Here is a 20,736-nt window from a genome sequence, read left to right as displayed (position 1 = left end):
GCTCAAGAAGCTTTGACGTAGCGTTCATATGATTATCTATATATGGTCTTATCACTTGATATTAAAGCGTATTAGCATAATTAGCGATGGTTTTATGTTACAGCGTTTGCTGCGGATAATTTTTTATAAATCTGCTTTATTGCCCGTTTGTATAAAAGTCAGCACTCACTGAGTGAACAAGCTATCACTGAGTGTGCGAACTTTGTTATACTGGGCTCGTTTTTTGACTATTAAACACCCGTTATTTAATCATGAGGGCGAAGATGAGCCAAGCTAAATCAAGCTTTTCACTCAGACGACAGTTGAGCCGAGGCAGACAGGTTGCTGGTATGACCACGACTATGGTCGGCGGCATACGCGCGGCGAAGCGTATCGGTGCATTTAAGCAGCCACCACGCGAAACCCTACCACGCTATATCCAGACATTCTGCCGCAAGATGGCAGGCTCTTTTGGGGTTAAAGTAGTAGAAGTGGAACCTGTAGAGCAGTTCCATGGCTTATGGGTATCGAATCATGTGTCATGGATGGATATCCCTGTCGTTGGTACTGTGAGCCCAGCGTTCTTTTTATCCAAGGCTGAAATCGGTGAATGGCCTGTATTTGGCAAACTTGCCCATGCCGCAGGGACGCTTTTCATCGAGCGTGGCTCCGGTGATGCAAGCTCAGTATCGGCGCAGATAGCTGACTTTTTAGCCAAAGGTTTTTCGATTATTTTCTTCCCTGAGGCGACCACCACCAGTGGTAAAAAAATAAAGCGCATTCATGGAACATTGTTGCAAGCAGCCATCGATGCTGATGTGCCTATCAGACCGATTATCATCGCTTATGTCAATAAAGACGGCACACTAAGCGACGCATTGCCATACTATGGTAAGCTGACAATGAAAGAAAGCATGAAAAAAGTGCTCGATAGCAAAAACGTGACCGCTTATGTATTGCCACTCGCGCCTATAGATCCAGAGGGTCGTAACAAAAGCGAGCTGACCAATTTATTGCAAGCACGCATGAACGAAGGATTAGCAGAACTACATTCAAGAGTCCTTAGCACACCAGTTGAAGACTGACTATTTACAGTTGAACTAGCGTAGCTAATATCAGCCAGTCAATAAAAGGGCGCAAATCGAAACGATTTGCGCCCTTTTTTATGGAAGTTTTAATAGAGCGAACTTAATATTATTTATTCAGCAGGCTCTATTAACATCAAGTCTCCATAAAAGACCAACTATGGCGATGGATTAGGCTGCTGTGTGTGCACCGCTTCAATGGCTTCTAATACATCTGCTGTTAGCTCTACATTGACACTGTCGATGTTTGTTTTGAGTTGCTCGGTCGTCGTCGCTCCAATGATGTTACTGGTGACAAAGTGACGAGAGTTTACAAAAGCCAACGACATCTGCGCCATGTCCAAACCTGCATCAGCAGCTATCTTGGCATATTGTTCAGTCGCTGATTTGGCTTGCTCATTCACATAACGTCCAAAACGATCGTACATGGTGAGGCGTGCGCCAGTTGGACGTTTACCATCGAGGTATTTACCAGACAATACACCAAAACCAAGCGGTGAATACGCAAGTAGACCAACGTTTTCACGATGGGCAATCTCTGCCATACCAACCTCATATAAGCGGTTCAATAGGCTATATGGGTTTTGTACGGTAAGTGGTGGAATTAGACCGTTTTTATCTGCTTCCCACAGGTAGCGCATGAGTCCCCACGCGGTATCATTCGATAAACCATAAGCACGAATACGACCTTTTTTGATTTCATCATTCAGGGCCTGAATAGTCTCTAGAAATGGGGTTAAATCGTCTAATGACTGTGCTGCCATCTCTGCATCATAGCCGCGCTGACCAAAGAAGTTGGCTTGACGCTCTGGCCAATGCAGCTGATAGATATCAATATAATCGGTTTGTAGACGTTCCAAATTACCATCGATAGCGTTGCTAATATGCTCAGCGTTAAAGCGCGTTTGACCATCACGCAAAAAGTTCATTGGTGATATTTTGCTTGCAAGAATAACTTTGTCACGCTGTTTGGTCTTGTTAAACCAAGTGCCCATAAAGCGTTCGGTATCACCCTGTTTGTCTTTATCTGGTGGTGACGGGTACATCTCGGCGGTATCCCAAAAATTCACACCTTCACTGAGTGCCATGTCCATTTGTTCATGTGCTTCGGACTCAGTATTTTGCTGTCCCCATGTCATCGTGCCTAAACAGATTTTAGATACTTTCTCATCGAGTTGCGGTAACGTTTGATACTGCATATAAGTCTCCTATTTGATTGTTTTTATCGATATTAATTTTTATCGTCGCGAGCTTCTATCTTAGTTAATGTCTAAAAAGTTTTTGTTAGTTTTTAAACGGCTACATCAATTTGATACCAGTGACACCGGGTGGTGTGACTTTAAATATTTTTACTTTGAATAATACGTCTTGTCCTGCGAGAGGGTGGTTAAAGTCGACTTCGACTTGATCATCATCGATGGCACTAATCGTACCGGGCAGCGTGTTTTTACCTTTGTCTTCGAACTCAACCATCATACCAATCTCTGGATTGTCAGCGACTAGCGCAAACTGAGTACGGCTAAAATGTTGGATGTTTTCAGGATTCCACTCGCCAAAAGCTTGCTCTGGCTCAAGGTGTGCGGTACGAGTGTCACCGGCGCGTAGATTCATCAGTACCTGCTCAAAACCAGGTAACAAGCTTTCATCACCAATGGTCAAAGACACAGGTGCATCACGATTAAAAGTTGAGTCGATGATGGTGCCGTTCTCTAGTGAAACTTCAAAGTGCAGCTTAACAAGGCTGCCGTGAGCGATACGAGTGTCTTCGTTTGGATTAATAAATTGAGATTGAGTCATAATAAAAAGCCATCGGTTGCTAGAATAAAAGAATAGAAAATAATGAGTTTGATTGCAGTCTTTTTAATTGCAGTATTATAGTGTAAGAAATAATAAGCCATCTAAGGCCAGATGTAAGCGTCAATAATGTAACGCAGATGGTGTACTATAATTGGCAATTCTAAAAGATATGAGGTGTCGGTGGTGAATAAACAACAAGGCACTGTCAAAAAATGGCAGGACGATAAAGGGTTTGGCTTTATTGAAACTGAAGCGGGCGAGTCTGTCTTCTTTCATGTAAGTGAGTTTAAGGCTCAGCGCCGTCCTAATATCGGTGAGGCAGTGGTCTTTAGCATTGGACAAGATGCGGAGGGACGCAAGCGAGCCACGCAAGTACAAGAACTTGGGTTTGTACAGCAAAAAATGGCACAAAAAAATCAGCAGATCCGTCAGCGCAATCAGAAACGTAGCCATCAGGCAGAGTTTGAAGCGGGCCAAAAGAAACGTTCGTTTCTTGGACTGGCTTTTTATGGCGTTTTAGTTTTATTAGCAGCGACAGATAAACTGAGCTGGCTAGTGGTCGGCTGGTACGTCGTGCTAGGGATTATTACTTATGGCATGTATGCCAAAGACAAAGCTGCTGCGCAAAGTGGCGACTGGCGTACGCCTGAGTCTACACTGCATATACTAAGCGCGCTTGGCGGTTGGGTAGGGGCATTGATTGCTCAAACGTATCTGCGTCACAAATCACAAAAGCCTGAGTTTCGAGTGACTTATTATTTGACCGTCGTTGTGAACATGGCAGGATTACTGTTTTTATTGGCAGGTGGTGGCTTAGAGACCGTGACTGATTTACTATCAGCGTTACTATAAATGAGAAGTAAGACACAAATATGGATAACGTGATTATGAATAAGTCAGGCTTCGTCAGCGGCACATTGGTGCATACCGATAAAGGGTTAGTACCGATCAAAGATATTAAAGTCGGCGATATGGTGTTATCTAGAGATCAACACACCGCGGAAGGTGAGCTAGTCTATAAGCCAGTACTTCATACTATAGTCACAAAAGATGTGCCTGTATTTTTTGCTACCTTTACACCTGAGTCTGTAGACGACTTACCATTCGAACAGCAAAATAACTTTGATCTATACGTTGATGTGCTTTGTACGGCCAGTCATCCAGTGTGGATACAAAATAAGGGATGGGTCAAAGCCAGTGACATAGAAATGGTAGATATGGCAACATTACTAAGTGGTGAGCCTGCTTTCTGTGAGATTGGAAGTTCTGGAGAAATCTTAGAGCCTATTTTTAAAACAGAGAACATTGAAGTAGGTTTTATACCAAATCTGTCTATTCAAACTAATGATGGCAGGTTTATTAACTTATTAACTGGTAAATCATTATCACATGGCGGATATGATCCAGTTTTTAAGAAACTTTTCATAGAAGATTCGGGGTGGAAACAACGACTATTAGAGCAAACTCCAGTAGAGTTAAGAGACAATGCCGAGTTTTATAATTTCCGTACAGGCTTTTGGCAAGAGGGTGCAGGTATCGACTGGGCAAAGGGGGAAGGGCCAGTTACCACTACGGTATATAACATTGAGGTAGCAGATACTCATACTTACTTTGTCGGTGAGCAGGGGTTGTGGGTGAATGGTGATAATCCTGACAAGACATAATTTTGGCGAATGAATAATATGAATAAAGATTTTTCAGGTTTCACTGCTGGCACTTTAGTACATACAGAAACAGGGCTAGTACCAATAGAACAACTAAAAATTGGCGATAAAGTGTTGTCTAAGGCAGCTAATGGCTCGGGTGAGCTGATATATAAAGCAATAACTAATACTATGATTACTGAGAATATATCGGTATGGTTGCTTGAGCTTTCTGTCGCTGTAGACTCTTCTTTACCAATTAAAGAGAGAATTAGATTAAGAGAGTTATCTGATTGCCAACCTTTGACTCGATTATTGATAACAGAGAATCATCCATTATGGATTGAAAGCTCAAAGTGGACTCAAGCGAAAAAAGTAAGGTCTCAAGATGTTTTAATTAACAAAGACTTGACTAAGTGTTCGTCTGAGTCTGGTAATAATCCCTATGACACTACATCACTAAGTAAAATTTATAAAACTGATAAGGTAAATATTGGTTTCGTACCAAAGTTTGACGAAGACAGTCCTGCTCAATATGGCAGCCTGATTGATTTAACCACAGGTGCAGAGATCAAAAATGGCGTCACTTATCAAGCAGTGACAGACAAATTATATGAGTACGATAAGGAGTGGGAGCAACGCCTATTAGAACAAACACCTGAAGACGAACGTGAACATGCTGAGTTCTTTGGCTTCCGCCAAGGCGAATGGAAAGATCCTAATACTATAGATTGGGCAGAAGGCGAAGGTCCTCTTACTATGACGGTATATAACATCGAGGTCGAAGACACGCACACTTACTTTGTCGGTGAGGCTGGTATTTGGGTGCATGAATAGAGATTGTGCAGATAGGTCAAATTAACATATATATTCAATCGTCAGAAATAGTAAATAAAAAAGGTGGATTACGACTGCGTAACCCACCTTTTTATTTATAAGCTGAACGATATTAATAATAGTATTTAGAATTATTACTGCGGCATTTCACGCTTCCTTTCCAAAAATAGCATATCGATGACAATCAGTGCAACACCGATAGAGATACCAATATCCGCGATATTAAAAATCGGATAATGCCAAACATCGGCATAATGCACATGGATAAAATCAATCACATGACCATGTAATAGACGATCGATGAGGTTACCAATTGCCCCGCCCAACACTAAAGCAAGTCCAAAAGATAACAAAGAGGCCTTGCGCGGTGCTTTAATCAGATAAACAATCAAGACCAGCGACATGAGTAATGCCAGTCCTGAAAAAAACCACTTCTGCCAACCGCCAGCATCTGCCAAAAAGCTAAAAGCTGCGCCATAGTTATAAGCCAATGTCCAATTAAGAAATGGCTCAATCACCGGCACTGGATCATGAAAGGTCAGCTTAGTTTCTGCCAGCCATTTGGTCCACTGATCGATGATGACAATAACCAATGCCAATATATACCATACAAAAGCACGACTGCCATTGGCCACCAGCTTTGGTGTCCTATTTGTTGACTTGGTCAGGCGACTTCTAGGCGTAGTCGAGCTGCCTGTGGTTGCATGAGCAGGCTTAGGCGAATGATCGACCTTAACCTGTGGCTGCTGGTCATGCGGGCTTTCAGGTGAGTCTGTTGGGTTAGGCATAGTGACGCACCTCGCCGTCGCCACTGACATTGGTCACGCAGCGCGCGCATAGCTCAGGGTGTGCGCTATCTGTACCGATGTCATCACGAATGTGCCAGCAGCGTACGCACTTAGTACCAGTAGCTGCGCTTACTTGGACCACTAAATCTACAGCCTCTTCGGTATTGGTATCGGTCGCTTCTGCTGTCTGTGCGATGCTATCAGCAGGCGCTTCGCTCATTGGCTTTAGTGCAGCGTTACTAGTAATTAGTACAAAACGTAGCTCTTCATTAAGCTTAGCTAAGCTCTCATACATTGCACCGTCAGCGTATAGACTCACGTCGGCAGACAAGTTGGCATTGATGATTTTTTCGCCACGTGCAGTCTCGATATGTTTGTTCACCATGTCTTTGGCGAACATGATGCGCTGCCAGTCATCATTGCTGATAGCACTTAGCTCAAACGTTGGGAACTCATACCATTCTTGAGTAAATACATAGCCGCCTTTATCCGCATCACGTTGGTTCAGTACTTCCCAAGCCTCTTGCGCCGTGAATGACAAAATTGGTGTAATCCAGCGAATCAATGCATGAGTGATATGGTAGATAGCCGTCTGCGCAGAACGACGAGGCTGACCATCTGCCTGCGTGGTGTACTGACGGTCTTTAATGATATCTAGATAGAAGCTACCCAAATCTTGCGAGCAAAACGCTGTCACGTGCTGAGTGACTTGGTGAAAGTCCATTGCATCGTAAGCGCTAATGATTTGCGCTTGGACGGTTTGTGCGCGCTCAATGATGAATTTATCAAGGCTAACCAATTCATTGATATCAATGCTATCAGTCGCTGGATTGAAGTCATCGGTATTGGCAAGCAAGAAACGTAAGGTGTTACGGATACGGCGATACATATCGATCGCACCTTTAAAGACCGTCTTACCTGCGCTCATCTCATAACGATAGTCACTCGATGCAATCCATAGACGCAGCATGTCTGCACCTGTTTTATTGATTTCTTCTTGCGGGGTGATGATATTGCCCAGTGACTTACTCATCTTGCGACCGTTCTCATCGACCACAAAACCATGGGTCAATACTTGCTTAAACGGTGGACGCTCATACATCGCTTCCGACGTCAGCAGTGAAGTCTGGAACCAACCGCGATGCTGATCAGAGCCTTCTAGATACATATCAGCTGGATTGGTCAATTCATCACGTTGATCCAGTACCGCAAAATGTGTCGTGCCTGAGTCAAACCAAACGTCTAACGTATCAGTTGCTTTGTCATAGTCAGCGGCTTCACTACCTAAGAAGTCTTCACAGCTAGCATCAAACCACGCTTCTACGCCGCCTTCATTGATTTTTTGTGCTGCGACTTCCATCAGCTCAAGCGTGTTTGGATGCAACTCGCCGGTTTCTTTGTGCGTAAAGAAAGTAATAGGCACGCCCCACGTACGTTGACGTGAGATACACCAATCCGGACGACCCGTCATCATTGATTCGATACGGTTTTGTCCCCACGCTGGCGTCCAGTTGACTGTAGGAATATCAGCAAGCGCGCGAGCACGTAAGCCTTTGGTTTCCATGTTGATAAACCACTGAGGCGTAGCACGGAAAATAATTGGTGATTTATGACGCCAGCAATGCGGATAGCTATGCTCAATTTTGGTATGGCTGATTAGATGGCCGTTTTCATGTAGTGCAGCGATGATTTTTGGATTGGCTTTATAGATGTGCTCGCCTGCAAATACAGCAGCGCTATCTAAATAAACGCCTGTACCGCTTACTGGGTTTTCCACTGGTAAGTTGTATTTTAGACCAACGATATAATCGTCTAAACCGTGACCAGGGGCCGTATGTACCAGACCAGTACCACTATCAGTAGTCACATGGTCGCCCAAGATGAGCGGCACTTGACGGTCTTCAATCAGTGGATGCTGGGCATGTAGGCCTTCAAGATCGCTGCCTGATACAGTTGCTAGAATGCCGTTATTTTCTAATTTTAGCTCACTTAACGCAGTCTCTACAAGATCCGCTGCGAGTAACAGATTACCTTTTTCGGTAGCAACCACGCTATAGTTGTGCTCAGGATGTACTGAGATAGCTTGGTTGGCAGGTAGTGTCCATGGCGTAGTTGTCCAAATAACAGCAGCGATGTTATCTGCGATATCTGCCAATGCGGCTACTTTATCCGTACCGAGCACATCAAAGCTGACATAAATCGCATCAGAGACTTTGTCTTGATATTCTACTTCTGCTTCTGCTAGGGCAGAGCTACAGTCCAAGCACCAGTTGACCGGCTTCATACCGCGAGTCACATGACCATTGTCATAGATTTTGGCAAGCGCACGCACGATGTTGGCTTCTTGATGGAAGTTCATAGTCAGATAAGGATTGTCCCAATCACCAAACACACCTAGACGCTTGAAGTCTGCTTTTTGCAATTCAATTTGAGTACTCGCATATTCGCGGCATAGACCACGGAATTCGGTCGCAGAAACTTTTTGACCAACTTTACCGACCTTAGCTTCGACTTTTTGTTCGATTGGCAGACCATGACAATCCCAACCAGGGACATAAGGCGCATCAAATCCTGATAAGGTTTTTGATTTTACAATAATGTCTTTTAGTACTTTATTGACTGCGTGACCCAAGTGAATCTGACCGTTGGCGTATGGAGGGCCATCGTGCAAAATATATTTGGTTGCACCAGCACGCGCCTGACGAATTTTACCGTAGACGTCATCTGCTTCCCAAGCAGCTAACCAATCTGGTTCGCGCTTGGCAAGGTTTGCGCGCATCGCAAATGGCGTATCCGCAAGGTTCAGCGTGTCTTTGTAATCTTGGCTTGGTGTGTCAGTGCTTTTATCAGTCATAGAAGGTATCTTTTTAAAAGGTAGGTTTGTGTGTCGGTTCAAAACCGGATACAAGGCTCGATGTTCAATGTAGTTCAATATAGTACTGAGGGTCACGCGGTATTGATAATGCTTAATTACTAATAGTAGGTATATTGCTCATCATAGTCGGTTTATCAACCATCATGTCAATAAATACCCATTGTCGCTCATTAGTCCGCAAATAGTTACGTCAATAATAAATGGTAACGAGACGATTGCAACATAAAATACGCTAGCAAAAATAATTCAAAAAAATATTTAGATCGGCAGCTATTATATGACAAAAAGGGTAGGGTAAAAAGAGCTGTGCGAGGCTAACCCAATTTTGTCCAATATCAATCGTTTATCTGTGTTGTATATCCTCAGCACGGACGTAGCTATAAGCTCCTTGAATGCTTATTTATTGAAGCATAAAGTACGACTCAAGTGCTAAAAAACAGACGCCAACCATAAGCGCAGTTTCAATGACCATAATGGCTGAATACCTGTTAGCCCTTGTGTCATCTCGCCATTCTCTAATACCACATAAGACGGTGTGACTTGTCCTTGCCAATCTGCAAAGATATTGCCTTGTTGATCATTTATGGTGGTGAAATCAAACTGATGCTGATCGAGGTAGCTGTGTAACTCTTGATTTGAGCCGGACTGTACGGCAACAGTGACAACGGGATAGTTATCTGCAGCTAACTTATTGATAGTGGGTGAGGTAAAGCTGCAGACTGAACACCACGTACCCCAAAAGTATACCAGCGTAGGCCGCTCATGACTCATCGCTGCTAGATCGATAGTTTGTCCTTGGTAATCGGTCAGTTGCAATTGAGGGTTGGCAGGCATAACAGGCTGTCGCCACCAATTGACCACGCTATAGATCACGACAAACATAAGACCATATAACATTATCGTTTTAAGTATCGAAATGATTTTCGTCTTCGGCTGTTTCTTTGCTTTTAGTTCTGTTTGTTCAATATCAGTCGTCATGACATCCGCTTTTTAGTTTGCATATTTTTGTCAAATGATGGCTTACAGTGATTGCCTGTTTTATCGTAACTATCTATATAGCCATTGCACAAAGAGTCGACAGTAGATAAAAATAAACGGCTGAAAATCAGCCGTATTATTTATAAAGTCTACTATAAGTGTGCGACGTCAACCTATTATGGCTTTTGTGCTCGGTTTTGTAATGGATCACCAATCAGTACGCTACCTGAATTTTCACGGCGCTGCTCATCACTCAACTTGCTCGCTGGCACTTTGGCCTTGCGCTTCCACTTTAAGCTAAACAAATCATCACGGCGGTCAATCAGGTTATGTACTGAGCCTTCGTGACGAACGTGAGTCAGCTTGTCTAAGTTCACATCAGAGAAAAATACCATCTCCGTGTTGGCAGTGGTCTCTGCCATAATCGCATCATGCGGGAACGCAAAATCTGATGGTGAAAAAATCGACGACTGAGCGTACTGAATATCCAAACTCTCAACTTGCGGTAAGTTGCCCACTGAACCGCAAATCATCACATAGCATTCGTTTTCGATAGCACGGGCCTGCGCGCAGTGGCGAACACGTAGATAGCCGTTTTTGGTGTCAGTCCAGAAGGGCACAAACAAGATATCCATGTCATCAAGTGCCATTAAACGTGCAAGCTCAGGGAACTCAACATCATAGCAGACCAAGATGCCGATACGACCCGCATCTGTGTCGAATACTTTGACTTCATCGCCACCTTCGATTACCCAAGCGCTACGCTCATGCGGAGTAATATGAATTTTGCGTTGCTCTTCAACGGTGCCATCACGGCGGCAAAGATAGCTGACGTTGTATAAGGTATCGTCTTCATCTAGTAACGGCATCGAACCGGTAATGACGTTGACGTTATAACTGACCGCTAAATGCGAGATTTCATTTTTGAACCACTCGGTATAACCTGCCAAAAATCGAATGGCAATATTTTGATCGGTTTCTTCACATAGACCCATCAATGGCGCATTGAAAAACTCAGGTAAACAAGCAAAGTCTGAGTTGTAGTCTGCCATGATATCGACAAAGAACTCAACCTGTTGCAGTAATTCTTCAGGTGATTCGACTTCACGCATTTGCCACTGAATACCACCAATACGTACTTCAGACTTGCGAGTATTAGGCTTATAGTCTTTGGGCTCGTAGTAGATATTTGCCCACTCAAGCAAGGTAGCAAAGCCCTTTGATTGCTTATCATCTGGCAGATAAGCGGTCAAAATACGTTTAACGATAAAGCCATTAGACAGCTGGAAAGACAAAGCTGAATCGTGAATTTCACGGCTTTCAACGGCATCAATATATTCGCCTGGAGTCAGATCTTTATGGTTATGGTAGTTAGGTATGCGTCCGCCAGCTAAGATAGCGCGGAAGTTCAACTGTCGGCATAGCTCCTTGCGTGCATCATACAGACGACGACCGAGACGGTAGCCACGATAATCAGGGTCGATGAGCGCATCTAAACCATAAATGGCATCACCTTCAGGGTTGTCTCTGATGATTTCTTTTTGCCCAATCAAATCATCATAGGTATGCGGGTTTGAAAACTTAGCATAGTCAACGCGCATGGAGAGCACGATACCAATCAGCTGATCATGATCAAACAAAGCAATCTGACCTTCTGGAAAAGCATCGATTAAAGTATGAATGGTTGTCTTTGACCACGCGCCACCCAAGTTTACATAGACACGATCCATCAAAGCTTTTAATTGTGGATAATCTTTTTTCTTAATCTCAGCAATCGTGAGGTGAAAATCATCTAGTTTTTCCATCTTGCTCATAAGTTTCCTGTTTTAAATAGCTATTGAATGTAGTGTGATTAAATAATGGGGTCATGGCACATTGATGTGCCGATTTTTGTGCAAAAAAGTAATAAAAACATTCCAATAGGAAGATATTGTCGTTACAATAATTTATTGCCATATTTACAATAGGTTATGTTGATATCTTAGACCGTTTTACTCACTTTATTTGGTAATGATTTTGGCTAACATAGAGGACTAAAGGATAGCGAACGCCGCATTCTATACCACTTTATACCTATTGGGTTTGTGAGCACCGATAAGCGCATAACCCTGCATTATCATTGTACCTGCGACTGTCTTGCTATTTATTATCTCAATATAGAATCTAAATAATATCTATCAGCACCTTTTGTTTTGCTTGTTATCATAGCAAGCTGTAAAGGTAATAACAGTCTCACGTAGTAAATATTTGCTACGTTTTTGTGAGTCAATTTTTTGTTTCAACTCAGGCATAGTATTGTGTTGCTTGTTTCGTTTAGCCGTATCTCATCGGCTTCTTAGGATTATTTTATTATGCCTTTAAATCATACCAATAGAATCATGAAGTGGGATGACATAGATGACTCCGCTCTGGTTCAGTTGGTTTATGTCAGTACGCTGACTCTTGGCTCGCGTCTAAGCACCTCTATCTTTGATGAAGTAGAAGGCCACGCACGTAACTACAATCAGCAGCATAACATCACAGGCACGCTATGCTACGGTAATGGTCACTTCCTGCAATGTATTGAAGGCAAAAAGTCAGACGTATTTAATCTGCAAGAGCGTATCTTTGTCGATAGTCGTCATAAGAATGTAGAAGTGTTGCTATTACAAGTCATCAATCATCGCAGCTTTGCCGACTGGCGTATGCGCTTGCTGTTTTTAGAGCGTTGGTTATGGTCACCCGCAACCAAAAAACAGGCTGTACAACTATCTCCGTTTTTACCATTTGCGCCGCACGGCTGGTCATCTGATCGGACTGAGCAGTTTTTGCAAATTATCAAAACTTTCGATAGTCCACCCCATATTAAGGCGGCAGGCATTACTTATAATGCATTGGGTAATATGGTGCGCCATATCGCGGCACCGCATCAGGCGTTTCTGATTATTCAAGGGTTTTTGAGCATATTATTGGTCGTCGCACTGATACTGTTATATTTATAAATCGTAGTTTTTGCGAATTATAAATTCATAAAAAAGACGCTAGCCTTTCGGGTTAGCGTCTTTTTATTTGGGTTAAGCGTTTAGAGTACTAATCACATATCAAAAATTTTACCACGGTTCATAATGTTGTTTGGATCGAATACTTTTTTGACTTCTTTTAAGTATTCAATCTCAGTCTCACTGCGGCTATAGTGCAAGTACGGCTTCTTCGTCATACCCACCCCATGCTCAGCAGACACTGAGCCACCATATTTTTGTACCGTCTCAAACACGTATTTATTGACGACCTGACACTCTGCAAAGAAATCATCTTTATTCATATTCTCAGGTTTTAAGATATTCAAGTGCAAATTGCCATCACCGATATGTCCAAACCAGCAGACTTCAAAGTCAGGATAGTTACTGCTGACAATGTGATCAATCTCTTCGATAAAAGTCGGTACGTGACTGATAAGCACAGACACATCATTCTTATAAGGCGTGAATACCGAAATAGTCTCTGAAATATACTCACGTAGCTTCCATAGCTCTGCCGCTTGTGTGAGGTTTTGACTCATTACCCCATCAACGACCCAACCTTGTTCCATACAATGCTCAAATATGGCCATGGCTTTGTCCATGATTGGCTCATAAGGCGCTTCAAACTCTAATAGCGTATAGAACTTGGTACGTGATTCAAACGGCTCTTGTACTTGACCATGTGCCATCAGCTTATCAATCGCCACATCGTCAAAGAACTCAAAAGCAGTCAAATCAATTTGTGCTTGAAAGGCAGAGAGTACGTTCATCACGTCATTAAAGCTGTCCATGCCAAGCACCATGACGTTTAAGTCTTGTGGCTGACGCTCAAGTTTGATTTGCGCATGAGTAACAAGGCCAAGTGTGCCTTCACTACCGATGAATAATTGGCGCAAGTCATAACCAGTGGCGTTCTTTACCATGCCGCGATTTAGCTGCAAAATATCGCCTTTACCCGTGACGACAGTCAGTCCCATAATCCATTGACGGGTCATGCCATAACGAATGACTTTGATACCGCCAGCATTGGTACCGATGTTGCCGCCGATTTGACTAGAGCCTGCTGAGGCAAAGTCGACAGGGTAGTATAGGTCTTTTGATTCAGCGAATTCTTGCAACTGTTGGGTGACGACACCGGCTTCGACTTCAACTATTCGATCAGCAGGATAAAACTGTCCGATCTGGTTCATTTTATCCATGCTAACAACGATTTCACCGTTGGCTGCGACAGCACCAGCCGACAGGCCTGTACGACCACCGCTTGGGGTGAGGACGACGTTGTGCTCATTGGCCAGCAGTACGATAGTCTGTACTTGTTCAGTGGTCTTTGGAAAAACGATGGCAGCAGCAGCAGGAGCAAAATGCTTGGTCCAGTCTTTACCCCAATGCTCTAAGCTTTCAGCATCGGTTTTGATTTGGCTGGGTTCGAAATCATGGGTATCAGTGAGCGTGCTCAAGATGGTTTGCACGGCATTGGTTTCGGATATAGGCTGAGCGGTAGTTGGCGTCATGGTCAAATCTCAATATTGGCGTAAGCACGATGCTGGGACTGCTTATTATATAGCGAAATAACTATAAATTCAGTGGTGAGTCAGCTCGTAGAGGTAATAAGTGAATGATAATTTTTACCTATAAGAAAAGGTAAGTAATAAATAATTGATTCGAGCGGTTTCAAACAGAATAATTCACTATAGCATAAAAATTTTTCAGGCTTGATAACCAATAATTCATCTAATCTGCTAACATCGACCTCAAATTTTGTGTAAGATATCGGGACTGTTTTCGTTTCCTCCATCATAGATTATCCAACAGGTAATCTTATAAAACAATTATAGGACAGTTCTCATATGGCGTTATCACTACAAAAAGACAAAATCCGGTTTTTATTGCTTGAAGGTCTACATGACAATGCCCTAAAAGTATTGGAAGGAGCTGGTTACCACAACATCGAGAATATCAGTCACGCCTTAGATCAAGACGAGCTGATTGAAAAGATCAAAGATGCTCACTTTATCGGTATTCGTTCACGCACTCAGCTGACGCGTGAAGTACTTGAGCACGCACACAAGCTTATCGGCATTGGTTGCTTTTGTATTGGTACCAACCAAGTAGATCTAGACGCCGCTCGTGATCTTGGTATCCCTGTCTTTAACGCGCCATTCTCGAACACCCGTTCGGTAGCTGAGCTAGTCTTGGCAGAAGCCATTATGCTGTACCGCGGTATTCCCGAAAAGAATGCAACTGTACATCGCGGCGGCTGGGGTAAGTCTGCGACTAACTCACACGAAGTACGTGGCAAGACTATCGGTATCGTCGGTTATGGTTCTATCGGCTCGCAGCTGTCTGTGTTAGCAGAAAGCTTCGGTATGAAAGTCATTTATCATGATGCTGTGACCAAATTACCACTAGGCAACGCGGTACAAGTTGGTAGCCTAGAAGAGCTACTATCAACGGCTGATATCGTGACATTGCATGTACCTGATGTACCAAGCACTCGCTATATGATGAAAGCTGAGCAGTTCGCTCAGATGAAAGAAGGCAGCTACTTTATCAATGCGGCTCGCGGTACGTGTGTTGAGATTGATGATCTGGCAGATGCGCTTGAGTCTGGTAAAATCTTGGGCGCGGCTATTGATGTGTTCCCAAAAGAGCCAAAATCAGCGGACGAAGAGTTTGAGTCACCACTACGTAAGTTTGATAATGTGATTTTGACGCCGCATATCGGTGGTTCAACACAAGAAGCACAGGCCAATATCGGACTGGAAGTAGCTGATAAGTTTGTTAGATACTCTGATCAAGGTGATACGGCGACGGCTGTGAACTTCCCAGAAGTTTCTATTCCGTTCAAAGAAAACTCGCATCGTCTACTACACATTCACAAAAACGTGCCAGGCGTACTGTCTCAGATTAACCGCTTATTTGCTGAAGCTGGCATTAACATCCTAGCGCAGAGCCTGATGACAGAAGGTGATGTTGGTTATCTAGTGATGGATGTCGATTACAATGATTCGACCGCTGCACTAGACCAATTAAAAGATGTAGAAGAGACTATCCGCGTACGTATCTTATTCTAATATAGTCAATCCGCTTTCAGATTGGATTAACACTATCAGGGCTAATAGTTTTGATACGCATTGAAGATTTGTCATAAAAAAAGAGAGGCTCTATTGATTAGAGCCTCTCTTTTTTATTTCACTTCTTTTTTATTGTACTAATGCTAAGTTTAATTGGCTTTAGTGTTGTTTGCAGCTTCCGCTTGTAAACGCGCTTCTGTCTTAGCGGCTTTACGTTTTTCGATTACATCCATCACGTCACTACCGATATGGGCTTCACCACGCTTTTTCGCCAATTGCATTTGGTGCTCGCGCTCGCGGAAACGAACTTTTTGCTCATCGGTTGCCTTGTCGATACAGTGTGGGCATGACTCGCCTTTGATATAGGCAGGGTTTTGCATGTCATCGACAGTGATCGGCATACGGCAAGCAAAACACTGCTCGTAGCTGCCTTTTTCTAAGTTGTGGTTTACTGACACACGGTTGTCAAAAACAAAGCAATCGCCTTGCCACATAGAGTCACTAGCAGGGACTTCTTCAAGGTATTTTAGGATGCCGCCTTCTAAATGATAGACCTCTTCAAACCCTTGCTCGCGTAAATAGGCAGTAGATTTTTCGCAGCGGATGCCACCTGTACAGAACATCGCCACTTTTTTATGCTTGGTTGGATCGAGCTCTTTTGAAACGTATTCTGGAAACTCGCGGAACGTTTCAGTGTTTGGGTTGACTGCATTTTGGAAGGTGCCGATTTGCACTTCATAGTCGTTACGCGTGTCGATCAAGGTGACTTCAGGATCTGAGATCAACGCATTCCACTCGCTTGGTTTTACATAGCGACCAACGGATTCCAATGGATCAATATTCTCGACACCCATAGTGACGATTTCTTTTTTTAGCTTTACCTTAGTGCGGTAAAAAGGCTGTGCGTCAGTATAGGATTCTTTGAAGGTAAACGTACCAATCGCCTCAATACTACGCAGGTAGTCAAGTACGGTATCGATACCTTGACGAGTACCAGAAATCGTACCGTTAATGCCTTCGCTGGCAAGTAACAACGTACCTTTTACATCGTTATCGAGCATAGTGTTTAGTATGGGCTCACGATACTGTTCAAAATCAGCAAAGCGCGTGAACTTATATAGTGCGGCGACAACGATATTATTAGTCACACTATCGTATACAGGGGCTGAATTGTCGTCAGTTATTACGGTTTCTTTGTTAGTGCTCATGTTTTTCTCCTGCTGGCTAGGTCGTAAACCTAGTGCATTGGGGTTAAAGTATCTTTTCAGTTTAAAGCATTAACAAAATTGTGGAATTGATTAATGCGCGCGTAGTGTAGCAAATTTTGCTAGAGTTTTGAATAGTTTGTAATGCTTGGCTTGATGTTATGGAAAACAAAAAAGCCCAGTAAAATACTGAGCTTTTTTTATATTCAATTCGTAGTACGAAAGTTAGATACTACTTACTCTGGAACCAAGTATCCGCTTTGCTACGAGCACTAGCGATATCATCACTTGATAAGTTCAATGCCAACTGACCAATTTTACCGCGCGCTTTGTTGCGGACTTTTTCATCTAGCATGCCATCACGGGCAGCCAAGTCATACCATTTATAGGCATCGACCAGATTTTTTTGCTTTTCATCTAATAGGGCAAGCGTGTAGCTGGCACGGTTATCGCCACGCATTGCAGCTTTTTCTAACCACAAACGGGCTTGTTGCAAGTTAGGCTGAACACCTTCGCCGCGCAAATACATGATAGCAAGATTCAGCTGAGCAGGAGCAACGCCTTGCTGAGCGGCTTTGGTATACCACTGGATTGCTTGTTGGGTATTTTGCGCAATACCTTCACCTTTTTGCAAACGCTTGGCCAGATAGAACTGAGCGTGATCGTTACCTTGGGCGGCACGACTAGACAACTCGCTCACAGGCATAAGCTCAAAACGTGAGGTATCAAGCGGTACGTTTGATATTAACTCAGCATTGGCTAAACCAGCACAAGAAAATAATGCAGTAAACAACGCAGCTTTTAATAATTTCATAGCAGCTCCAAAATTAGGCAGTTAATAAGCAAAAAAATTGTACCGCTAAACATTGTCTCGCTAAAGACAGTCAGACGGCGATAACAATTAGGTGGAATCTTGCGATATGAACTTACCTAATCATTAGCAAAAGTGGGTTGTCATCTCTAAATCAGAGATTTCACCCTAACTGATTAGACAAACGGTCGTAATAGTGGGGTGGCTGACAATATTTTGCTAGCTTAACACCCAAACTTACGAAACTCAAATACTAATTACAAGGTCTCATAGACGTTTGTACTTGATTGTCCTTAACAAAATCAGACAGTTACTAAAAAATTATATTAAGTTAACAATCTATTAAGGTTAATACCAGTACGTACAGCACTGTTTAGCAGTCTCTAAAGTCTCAAGATAGTTAATGATTTAACGGTTATTTTTTTGTCACTCGGTAGATAGCGACGTCTGCTAACAAGTTAGGGGCTTGCCTGATTAACGATTTCATCAAAGGTGTATGACCTTTTTCAGAATCACTAACCGCAAAACGATTGATAATATGAATATCATGCTGCGCACATAACAGCTCAAAATCTTTAAAGGTACATAGATGAATGTTTGGCGTGTTGTACCATTCGTAAGGCAGCGCTTCAGAGACAGGCATCATGCCTTTTAGCCCTAAATGAATGCGGTTTTGCCAATGCGCAAAGTTAGGGAAAGTAATGACTGCTTCACGGGCAACTCTCAGCATATCAAGCAACAACTCATCAGGTGCTTTTACTGCTTGTAGGGCACGTGCCATGACGACCGTGTCAAAGCTGTTATCAGCAAAGCGCGCTAGACCATCATTGAGATCCTGCTCGACAATTGATAAGCCATTACCAATCGCCTCATTGATTTTGTCTTCATCAATCTCTAGTCCGTAACCTGTCACGCCTAGTTTCTGCTGTAAGTGGGCAAGCAGCTCGCCATTACCACAACCTAAGTCCAGTACGTGTGCTTGCGGCGCAATCCAGCGCTCTGCCAGTTGGTGATCCATTCTCATGAGCGCTCTCCTGTGGCTGGGCGGCTAGGGGTAATAAATGGCGCAGTCAAAAATCCTTTAACCGCACCCATGTAGCGAGGAATATCAAACAAGAATGAGTCATGTCCGTGCGGCGCGTCAATATTGATATAGCTGACTGGTTTGCCAGTAGCCATCAGCGCATCGACAATCTCTTGTGAGCGCTCAGGTGCAAAACGCCAGTCAGTGGTGAATGACACAACCAGATATTGGCATTTTGTATGAGCAAAGGCTGCTTTGAGCGCAGAAAGCTCTTGCTGACGATCAGACTCAATATCCTCAATCGTCGTTACCGCATCTTCTAACTCACTCTGTGCGTTTGCTTTGCTAGATTCGACTGACGCCGCGATTGAGTCTTCTATTTGCACTGCCGACTCTAGAGTATCTTCTGCTACCGTTGAAGGATAATCGCGCGTCGGATCAAAGTAATCTAAGGCTTTGGTCATGAGCAGATAAGTATTGGCATCGAAGTTTTCACTAAAGCGTTCGCCTTGATAGCGTAGATAGCTTTCGACCTGAAACTCGACATCGTAGCCATACATAAATTTGCCAGATTTTAAATCACGACCAAACTTGGCTTTCATCGCGTCATCAGTTAAATAGGTAATATGTCCAACCATACGCGCCAATATCAGTCCGCGACGAGGATAAGTGCCTTTTTGTATATAGCGACCATCTTTAAAGTCAGGATCGGATAATATAGATTGGCGCGCCACTTCGTTGAAGGCGATATTTTGAGCAGATAGCTTTGGCGTACTGGCAATGACCACACAGCGCTTTAATCGCTCTGGATAATCAACAGACCATTGTAGCGCTTGCATACCGCCCATTGAGCCACCAACGATGGCGTGCCAAACGTCGATGCCTAAACGATCTGAAAGCATTGCTTGGGTTTTCACCCAGTCTTTGATAGTGATCAGCGGGAAATCAGGGCCATACACTTGTGGCTCATCGCTACTATTTGCATCAAGGCTGTCCAAACTAACACTATCCGAACCAACGCTATCGGGGTTAATAGTGGTAGGCCCTGTTGAACCAAAACAACTACCGATATTATTGACACACACCACATAGAACTGATTGGTATCAATTGCTTTATTGGGGCCAATCATATTGTCCCACCAACCTGCTTTTTTGTCATCAGCGCTATGGAAGCCAGCTGCATGATGATTGCCCGATAACGCGTGGCAAATCAGAATCGCATTTGATTTTTCGCTATTGAGCGTACCGTAAGTCTCTACCATCAAGTCAAACGAGGGTAGGGTACGGTTGCATTCTAACGTTAAGGGCTCAGCAAAATGAAAATTCTGAGGCGTAACGACACCTACAGACCCTAAATCACTGTCGGTATTGGCTGAGCTGTTAGAGTGAGGTTGTGAATTAGGATGCTGGTCACTGGTATTATCAGAGCGTGCGTTCAAAGCTACCTCGCAAGACTACAATCATCAATAAAATAAAAGCAAAATGGCACGTTGCTAACAGGCTATTTTACTTACACGGTTTTTATAAACTGGGCCTGCCTATTGTATGGTGATGCGCGTTGGAGTACAACCATCGAGCGCGCCTTTCGAGCGCATCGATCGTAGTTTTTATGGAACATACTTTATAAATGAATAACGAATA

Annotated in this window: 17 protein-coding genes; 6 read left to right on the top strand and 11 right to left on the bottom strand. The window is 43.4% G+C overall.

What is annotated here, in order from left to right; all coding sequences use genetic code 11:
* Positions 1 to 263 precede the first annotated feature (263 nt).
* The gene (locus tag ACHEVO_RS06930) at positions 264 to 1,064 is read left to right on the top strand and encodes a lysophospholipid acyltransferase family protein (protein WP_394124416.1); all 801 of its coding nucleotides are present in this window, start codon (positions 264 to 266) and stop codon (positions 1,062 to 1,064) included.
* Positions 1,065 to 1,222: 158 nt separating this feature from the next.
* Here ACHEVO_RS06930 and ACHEVO_RS06925 read toward each other — a convergent pair whose 3' ends face one another.
* Together ACHEVO_RS06925 and ACHEVO_RS06920 are read right to left on the bottom strand one after the other, a co-directional pair.
* Entirely contained in the window at positions 1,223 to 2,263 is a 1,041-nt protein-coding gene (locus ACHEVO_RS06925) for an aldo/keto reductase (protein WP_394124415.1), read from the bottom strand.
* Between the two features lie 100 nt (positions 2,264 to 2,363).
* Positions 2,364 to 2,861, bottom strand: a complete 498-nt coding sequence (locus ACHEVO_RS06920) for an FKBP-type peptidyl-prolyl cis-trans isomerase (protein ID WP_201607374.1) — start codon at positions 2,859 to 2,861, stop codon at positions 2,364 to 2,366.
* 183 nt (positions 2,862 to 3,044) lie between these two features.
* Between ACHEVO_RS06920 and ACHEVO_RS06915 the strand changes: the two genes are divergently transcribed.
* The 3 genes from ACHEVO_RS06915 to ACHEVO_RS06905 are packed head-to-tail and all read left to right on the top strand — an operon-like array spanning position 3,045 to position 5,341.
* Positions 3,045 to 3,713: a DUF1294 domain-containing protein gene (locus ACHEVO_RS06915; RefSeq protein WP_394124414.1), complete on the top strand. Its 669-nt coding sequence runs from the start codon at positions 3,045 to 3,047 to the stop codon at positions 3,711 to 3,713.
* Positions 3,714 to 3,733: 20 nt separating this feature from the next.
* Positions 3,734 to 4,525 carry a hypothetical protein gene (locus ACHEVO_RS06910; RefSeq protein ID WP_394124413.1) on the top strand — a complete coding sequence of 264 codons (792 nt, stop codon included), beginning with the start codon at positions 3,734 to 3,736 and terminating at the stop codon, positions 4,523 to 4,525.
* Between the two features lie 18 nt (positions 4,526 to 4,543).
* Positions 4,544 to 5,341: a Hint domain-containing protein gene (locus tag ACHEVO_RS06905; RefSeq protein WP_394124412.1), complete on the top strand. Its 798-nt coding sequence runs from the start codon at positions 4,544 to 4,546 to the stop codon at positions 5,339 to 5,341.
* 134 nt (positions 5,342 to 5,475) lie between these two features.
* Here ACHEVO_RS06905 and lspA read toward each other — a convergent pair whose 3' ends face one another.
* The 4 genes from lspA to ACHEVO_RS06885 form a co-directional block, all read right to left on the bottom strand.
* Positions 5,476 to 6,129 (bottom strand): signal peptidase II, encoded by a 654-nt coding sequence (gene lspA / locus ACHEVO_RS06900; protein WP_394124411.1) that lies wholly within the window; start codon positions 6,127 to 6,129, stop codon positions 5,476 to 5,478.
* On the bottom strand, positions 6,122 to 8,983 hold the full coding sequence (ileS, locus tag ACHEVO_RS06895) for an isoleucine--tRNA ligase (RefSeq protein WP_394124410.1): 2,862 nt from the start codon (positions 8,981 to 8,983) through the stop codon (positions 6,122 to 6,124). Before ileS ends, lspA begins: the two co-directional genes overlap by 8 nt.
* A gap of 450 nt (positions 8,984 to 9,433) precedes the next feature.
* Complete coding sequence (locus tag ACHEVO_RS06890) at positions 9,434 to 9,982, bottom strand: protein disulfide oxidoreductase (protein ID WP_394124409.1); 549 nt, start codon at positions 9,980 to 9,982, stop codon at positions 9,434 to 9,436.
* Between the two features lie 176 nt (positions 9,983 to 10,158).
* Complete coding sequence (locus ACHEVO_RS06885) at positions 10,159 to 11,796, bottom strand: carbon-nitrogen hydrolase family protein (RefSeq protein WP_102094613.1); 1,638 nt, start codon at positions 11,794 to 11,796, stop codon at positions 10,159 to 10,161.
* Positions 11,797 to 12,333: 537 nt separating this feature from the next.
* Between ACHEVO_RS06885 and ACHEVO_RS06880 the strand changes: the two genes are divergently transcribed.
* A complete protein-coding gene (locus ACHEVO_RS06880; RefSeq protein ID WP_114701153.1) occupies positions 12,334 to 12,963 on the top strand; it encodes a BLUF domain-containing protein in 630 nt (209 codons plus the stop codon).
* A gap of 92 nt (positions 12,964 to 13,055) precedes the next feature.
* Here the strand turns inward: ACHEVO_RS06880 and ACHEVO_RS06875 are convergent, their stop codons facing one another.
* A complete protein-coding gene (locus ACHEVO_RS06875) occupies positions 13,056 to 14,492 on the bottom strand; it encodes an FAD-binding oxidoreductase (protein ID WP_394124408.1) in 1,437 nt (478 codons plus the stop codon).
* Between the two features lie 336 nt (positions 14,493 to 14,828).
* Here ACHEVO_RS06875 and serA point away from each other — a divergent pair, with 336 nt between their 5' ends.
* The gene (serA, locus tag ACHEVO_RS06870; protein ID WP_057758460.1) at positions 14,829 to 16,055 is read left to right on the top strand and encodes a phosphoglycerate dehydrogenase; all 1,227 of its coding nucleotides are present in this window, start codon (positions 14,829 to 14,831) and stop codon (positions 16,053 to 16,055) included.
* 149 nt (positions 16,056 to 16,204) lie between these two features.
* On the opposite strand, the gene trhO is transcribed toward serA, so the two are convergent.
* From trhO to metX, 4 genes are all read right to left on the bottom strand, one after another.
* Positions 16,205 to 17,263 (bottom strand): oxygen-dependent tRNA uridine(34) hydroxylase TrhO, encoded by a 1,059-nt coding sequence (gene trhO / locus ACHEVO_RS06865; RefSeq protein ID WP_449301500.1) that lies wholly within the window; start codon positions 17,261 to 17,263, stop codon positions 16,205 to 16,207.
* Positions 17,264 to 17,492: 229 nt separating this feature from the next.
* Positions 17,493 to 18,074 (bottom strand): tetratricopeptide repeat protein, encoded by a 582-nt coding sequence (locus ACHEVO_RS06860; RefSeq protein ID WP_057758462.1) that lies wholly within the window; start codon positions 18,072 to 18,074, stop codon positions 17,493 to 17,495.
* A 412-nt stretch (positions 18,075 to 18,486) separates the two neighbouring features.
* Complete coding sequence (gene metW, locus ACHEVO_RS06855) at positions 18,487 to 19,095, bottom strand: methionine biosynthesis protein MetW (protein WP_394124407.1); 609 nt, start codon at positions 19,093 to 19,095, stop codon at positions 18,487 to 18,489.
* Complete coding sequence (gene metX / locus ACHEVO_RS06850) at positions 19,092 to 20,534, bottom strand: homoserine O-acetyltransferase MetX (protein WP_394124406.1); 1,443 nt, start codon at positions 20,532 to 20,534, stop codon at positions 19,092 to 19,094. The genes metW and metX overlap by 4 nt, the downstream gene beginning before the upstream one ends.
* Between the last annotated feature and the right edge of the window lie 202 nt (positions 20,535 to 20,736).

The sequence above is a fragment of the Psychrobacter nivimaris genome (genome assembly GCF_043419765.1).
Classification (GTDB): Bacteria; Pseudomonadota; Gammaproteobacteria; order Pseudomonadales; family Moraxellaceae; genus Psychrobacter.
Note: the sequence above shows the minus strand (reverse complement) of the source record. Positions and strands in the feature narration are given on the sequence as shown.

Excerpts from the sequence above, each read along its gene's own strand:
- ACHEVO_RS06930 (WP_394124416.1), top strand. The coding sequence starts at position 264 with ATGAGCCAAGCTAAATCAAGCTTTTCACTCAGACGACAGTTGAGCCGA.
- ACHEVO_RS06925 (WP_394124415.1), bottom strand. The coding sequence starts at position 2,263 with ATGCAGTATCAAACGTTACCGCAACTCGATGAGAAAGTATCTAAAATC.
- ACHEVO_RS06920 (WP_201607374.1), bottom strand. The coding sequence starts at position 2,861 with ATGACTCAATCTCAATTTATTAATCCAAACGAAGACACTCGTATCGCT.
- ACHEVO_RS06910 (WP_394124413.1), top strand. The coding sequence starts at position 3,734 with ATGGATAACGTGATTATGAATAAGTCAGGCTTCGTCAGCGGCACATTG.
- ACHEVO_RS06905 (WP_394124412.1), top strand. The coding sequence starts at position 4,544 with ATGAATAAAGATTTTTCAGGTTTCACTGCTGGCACTTTAGTACATACA.
- lspA (WP_394124411.1), bottom strand. The coding sequence starts at position 6,129 with ATGCCTAACCCAACAGACTCACCTGAAAGCCCGCATGACCAGCAGCCA.
- ileS (WP_394124410.1), bottom strand. The coding sequence starts at position 8,983 with ATGACTGATAAAAGCACTGACACACCAAGCCAAGATTACAAAGACACG.
- ACHEVO_RS06890 (WP_394124409.1), bottom strand. The coding sequence starts at position 9,982 with ATGACGACTGATATTGAACAAACAGAACTAAAAGCAAAGAAACAGCCG.
- ACHEVO_RS06885 (WP_102094613.1), bottom strand. The coding sequence starts at position 11,796 with ATGAGCAAGATGGAAAAACTAGATGATTTTCACCTCACGATTGCTGAG.
- ACHEVO_RS06880 (WP_114701153.1), top strand. The coding sequence starts at position 12,334 with ATGCCTTTAAATCATACCAATAGAATCATGAAGTGGGATGACATAGAT.
- ACHEVO_RS06875 (WP_394124408.1), bottom strand. The coding sequence starts at position 14,492 with ATGACGCCAACTACCGCTCAGCCTATATCCGAAACCAATGCCGTGCAA.
- serA (WP_057758460.1), top strand. The coding sequence starts at position 14,829 with ATGGCGTTATCACTACAAAAAGACAAAATCCGGTTTTTATTGCTTGAA.
- trhO (WP_449301500.1), bottom strand. The coding sequence starts at position 17,263 with ATGAGCACTAACAAAGAAACCGTAATAACTGACGACAATTCAGCCCCT.
- ACHEVO_RS06860 (WP_057758462.1), bottom strand. The coding sequence starts at position 18,074 with ATGAAATTATTAAAAGCTGCGTTGTTTACTGCATTATTTTCTTGTGCT.
- metW (WP_394124407.1), bottom strand. The coding sequence starts at position 19,095 with ATGAGAATGGATCACCAACTGGCAGAGCGCTGGATTGCGCCGCAAGCA.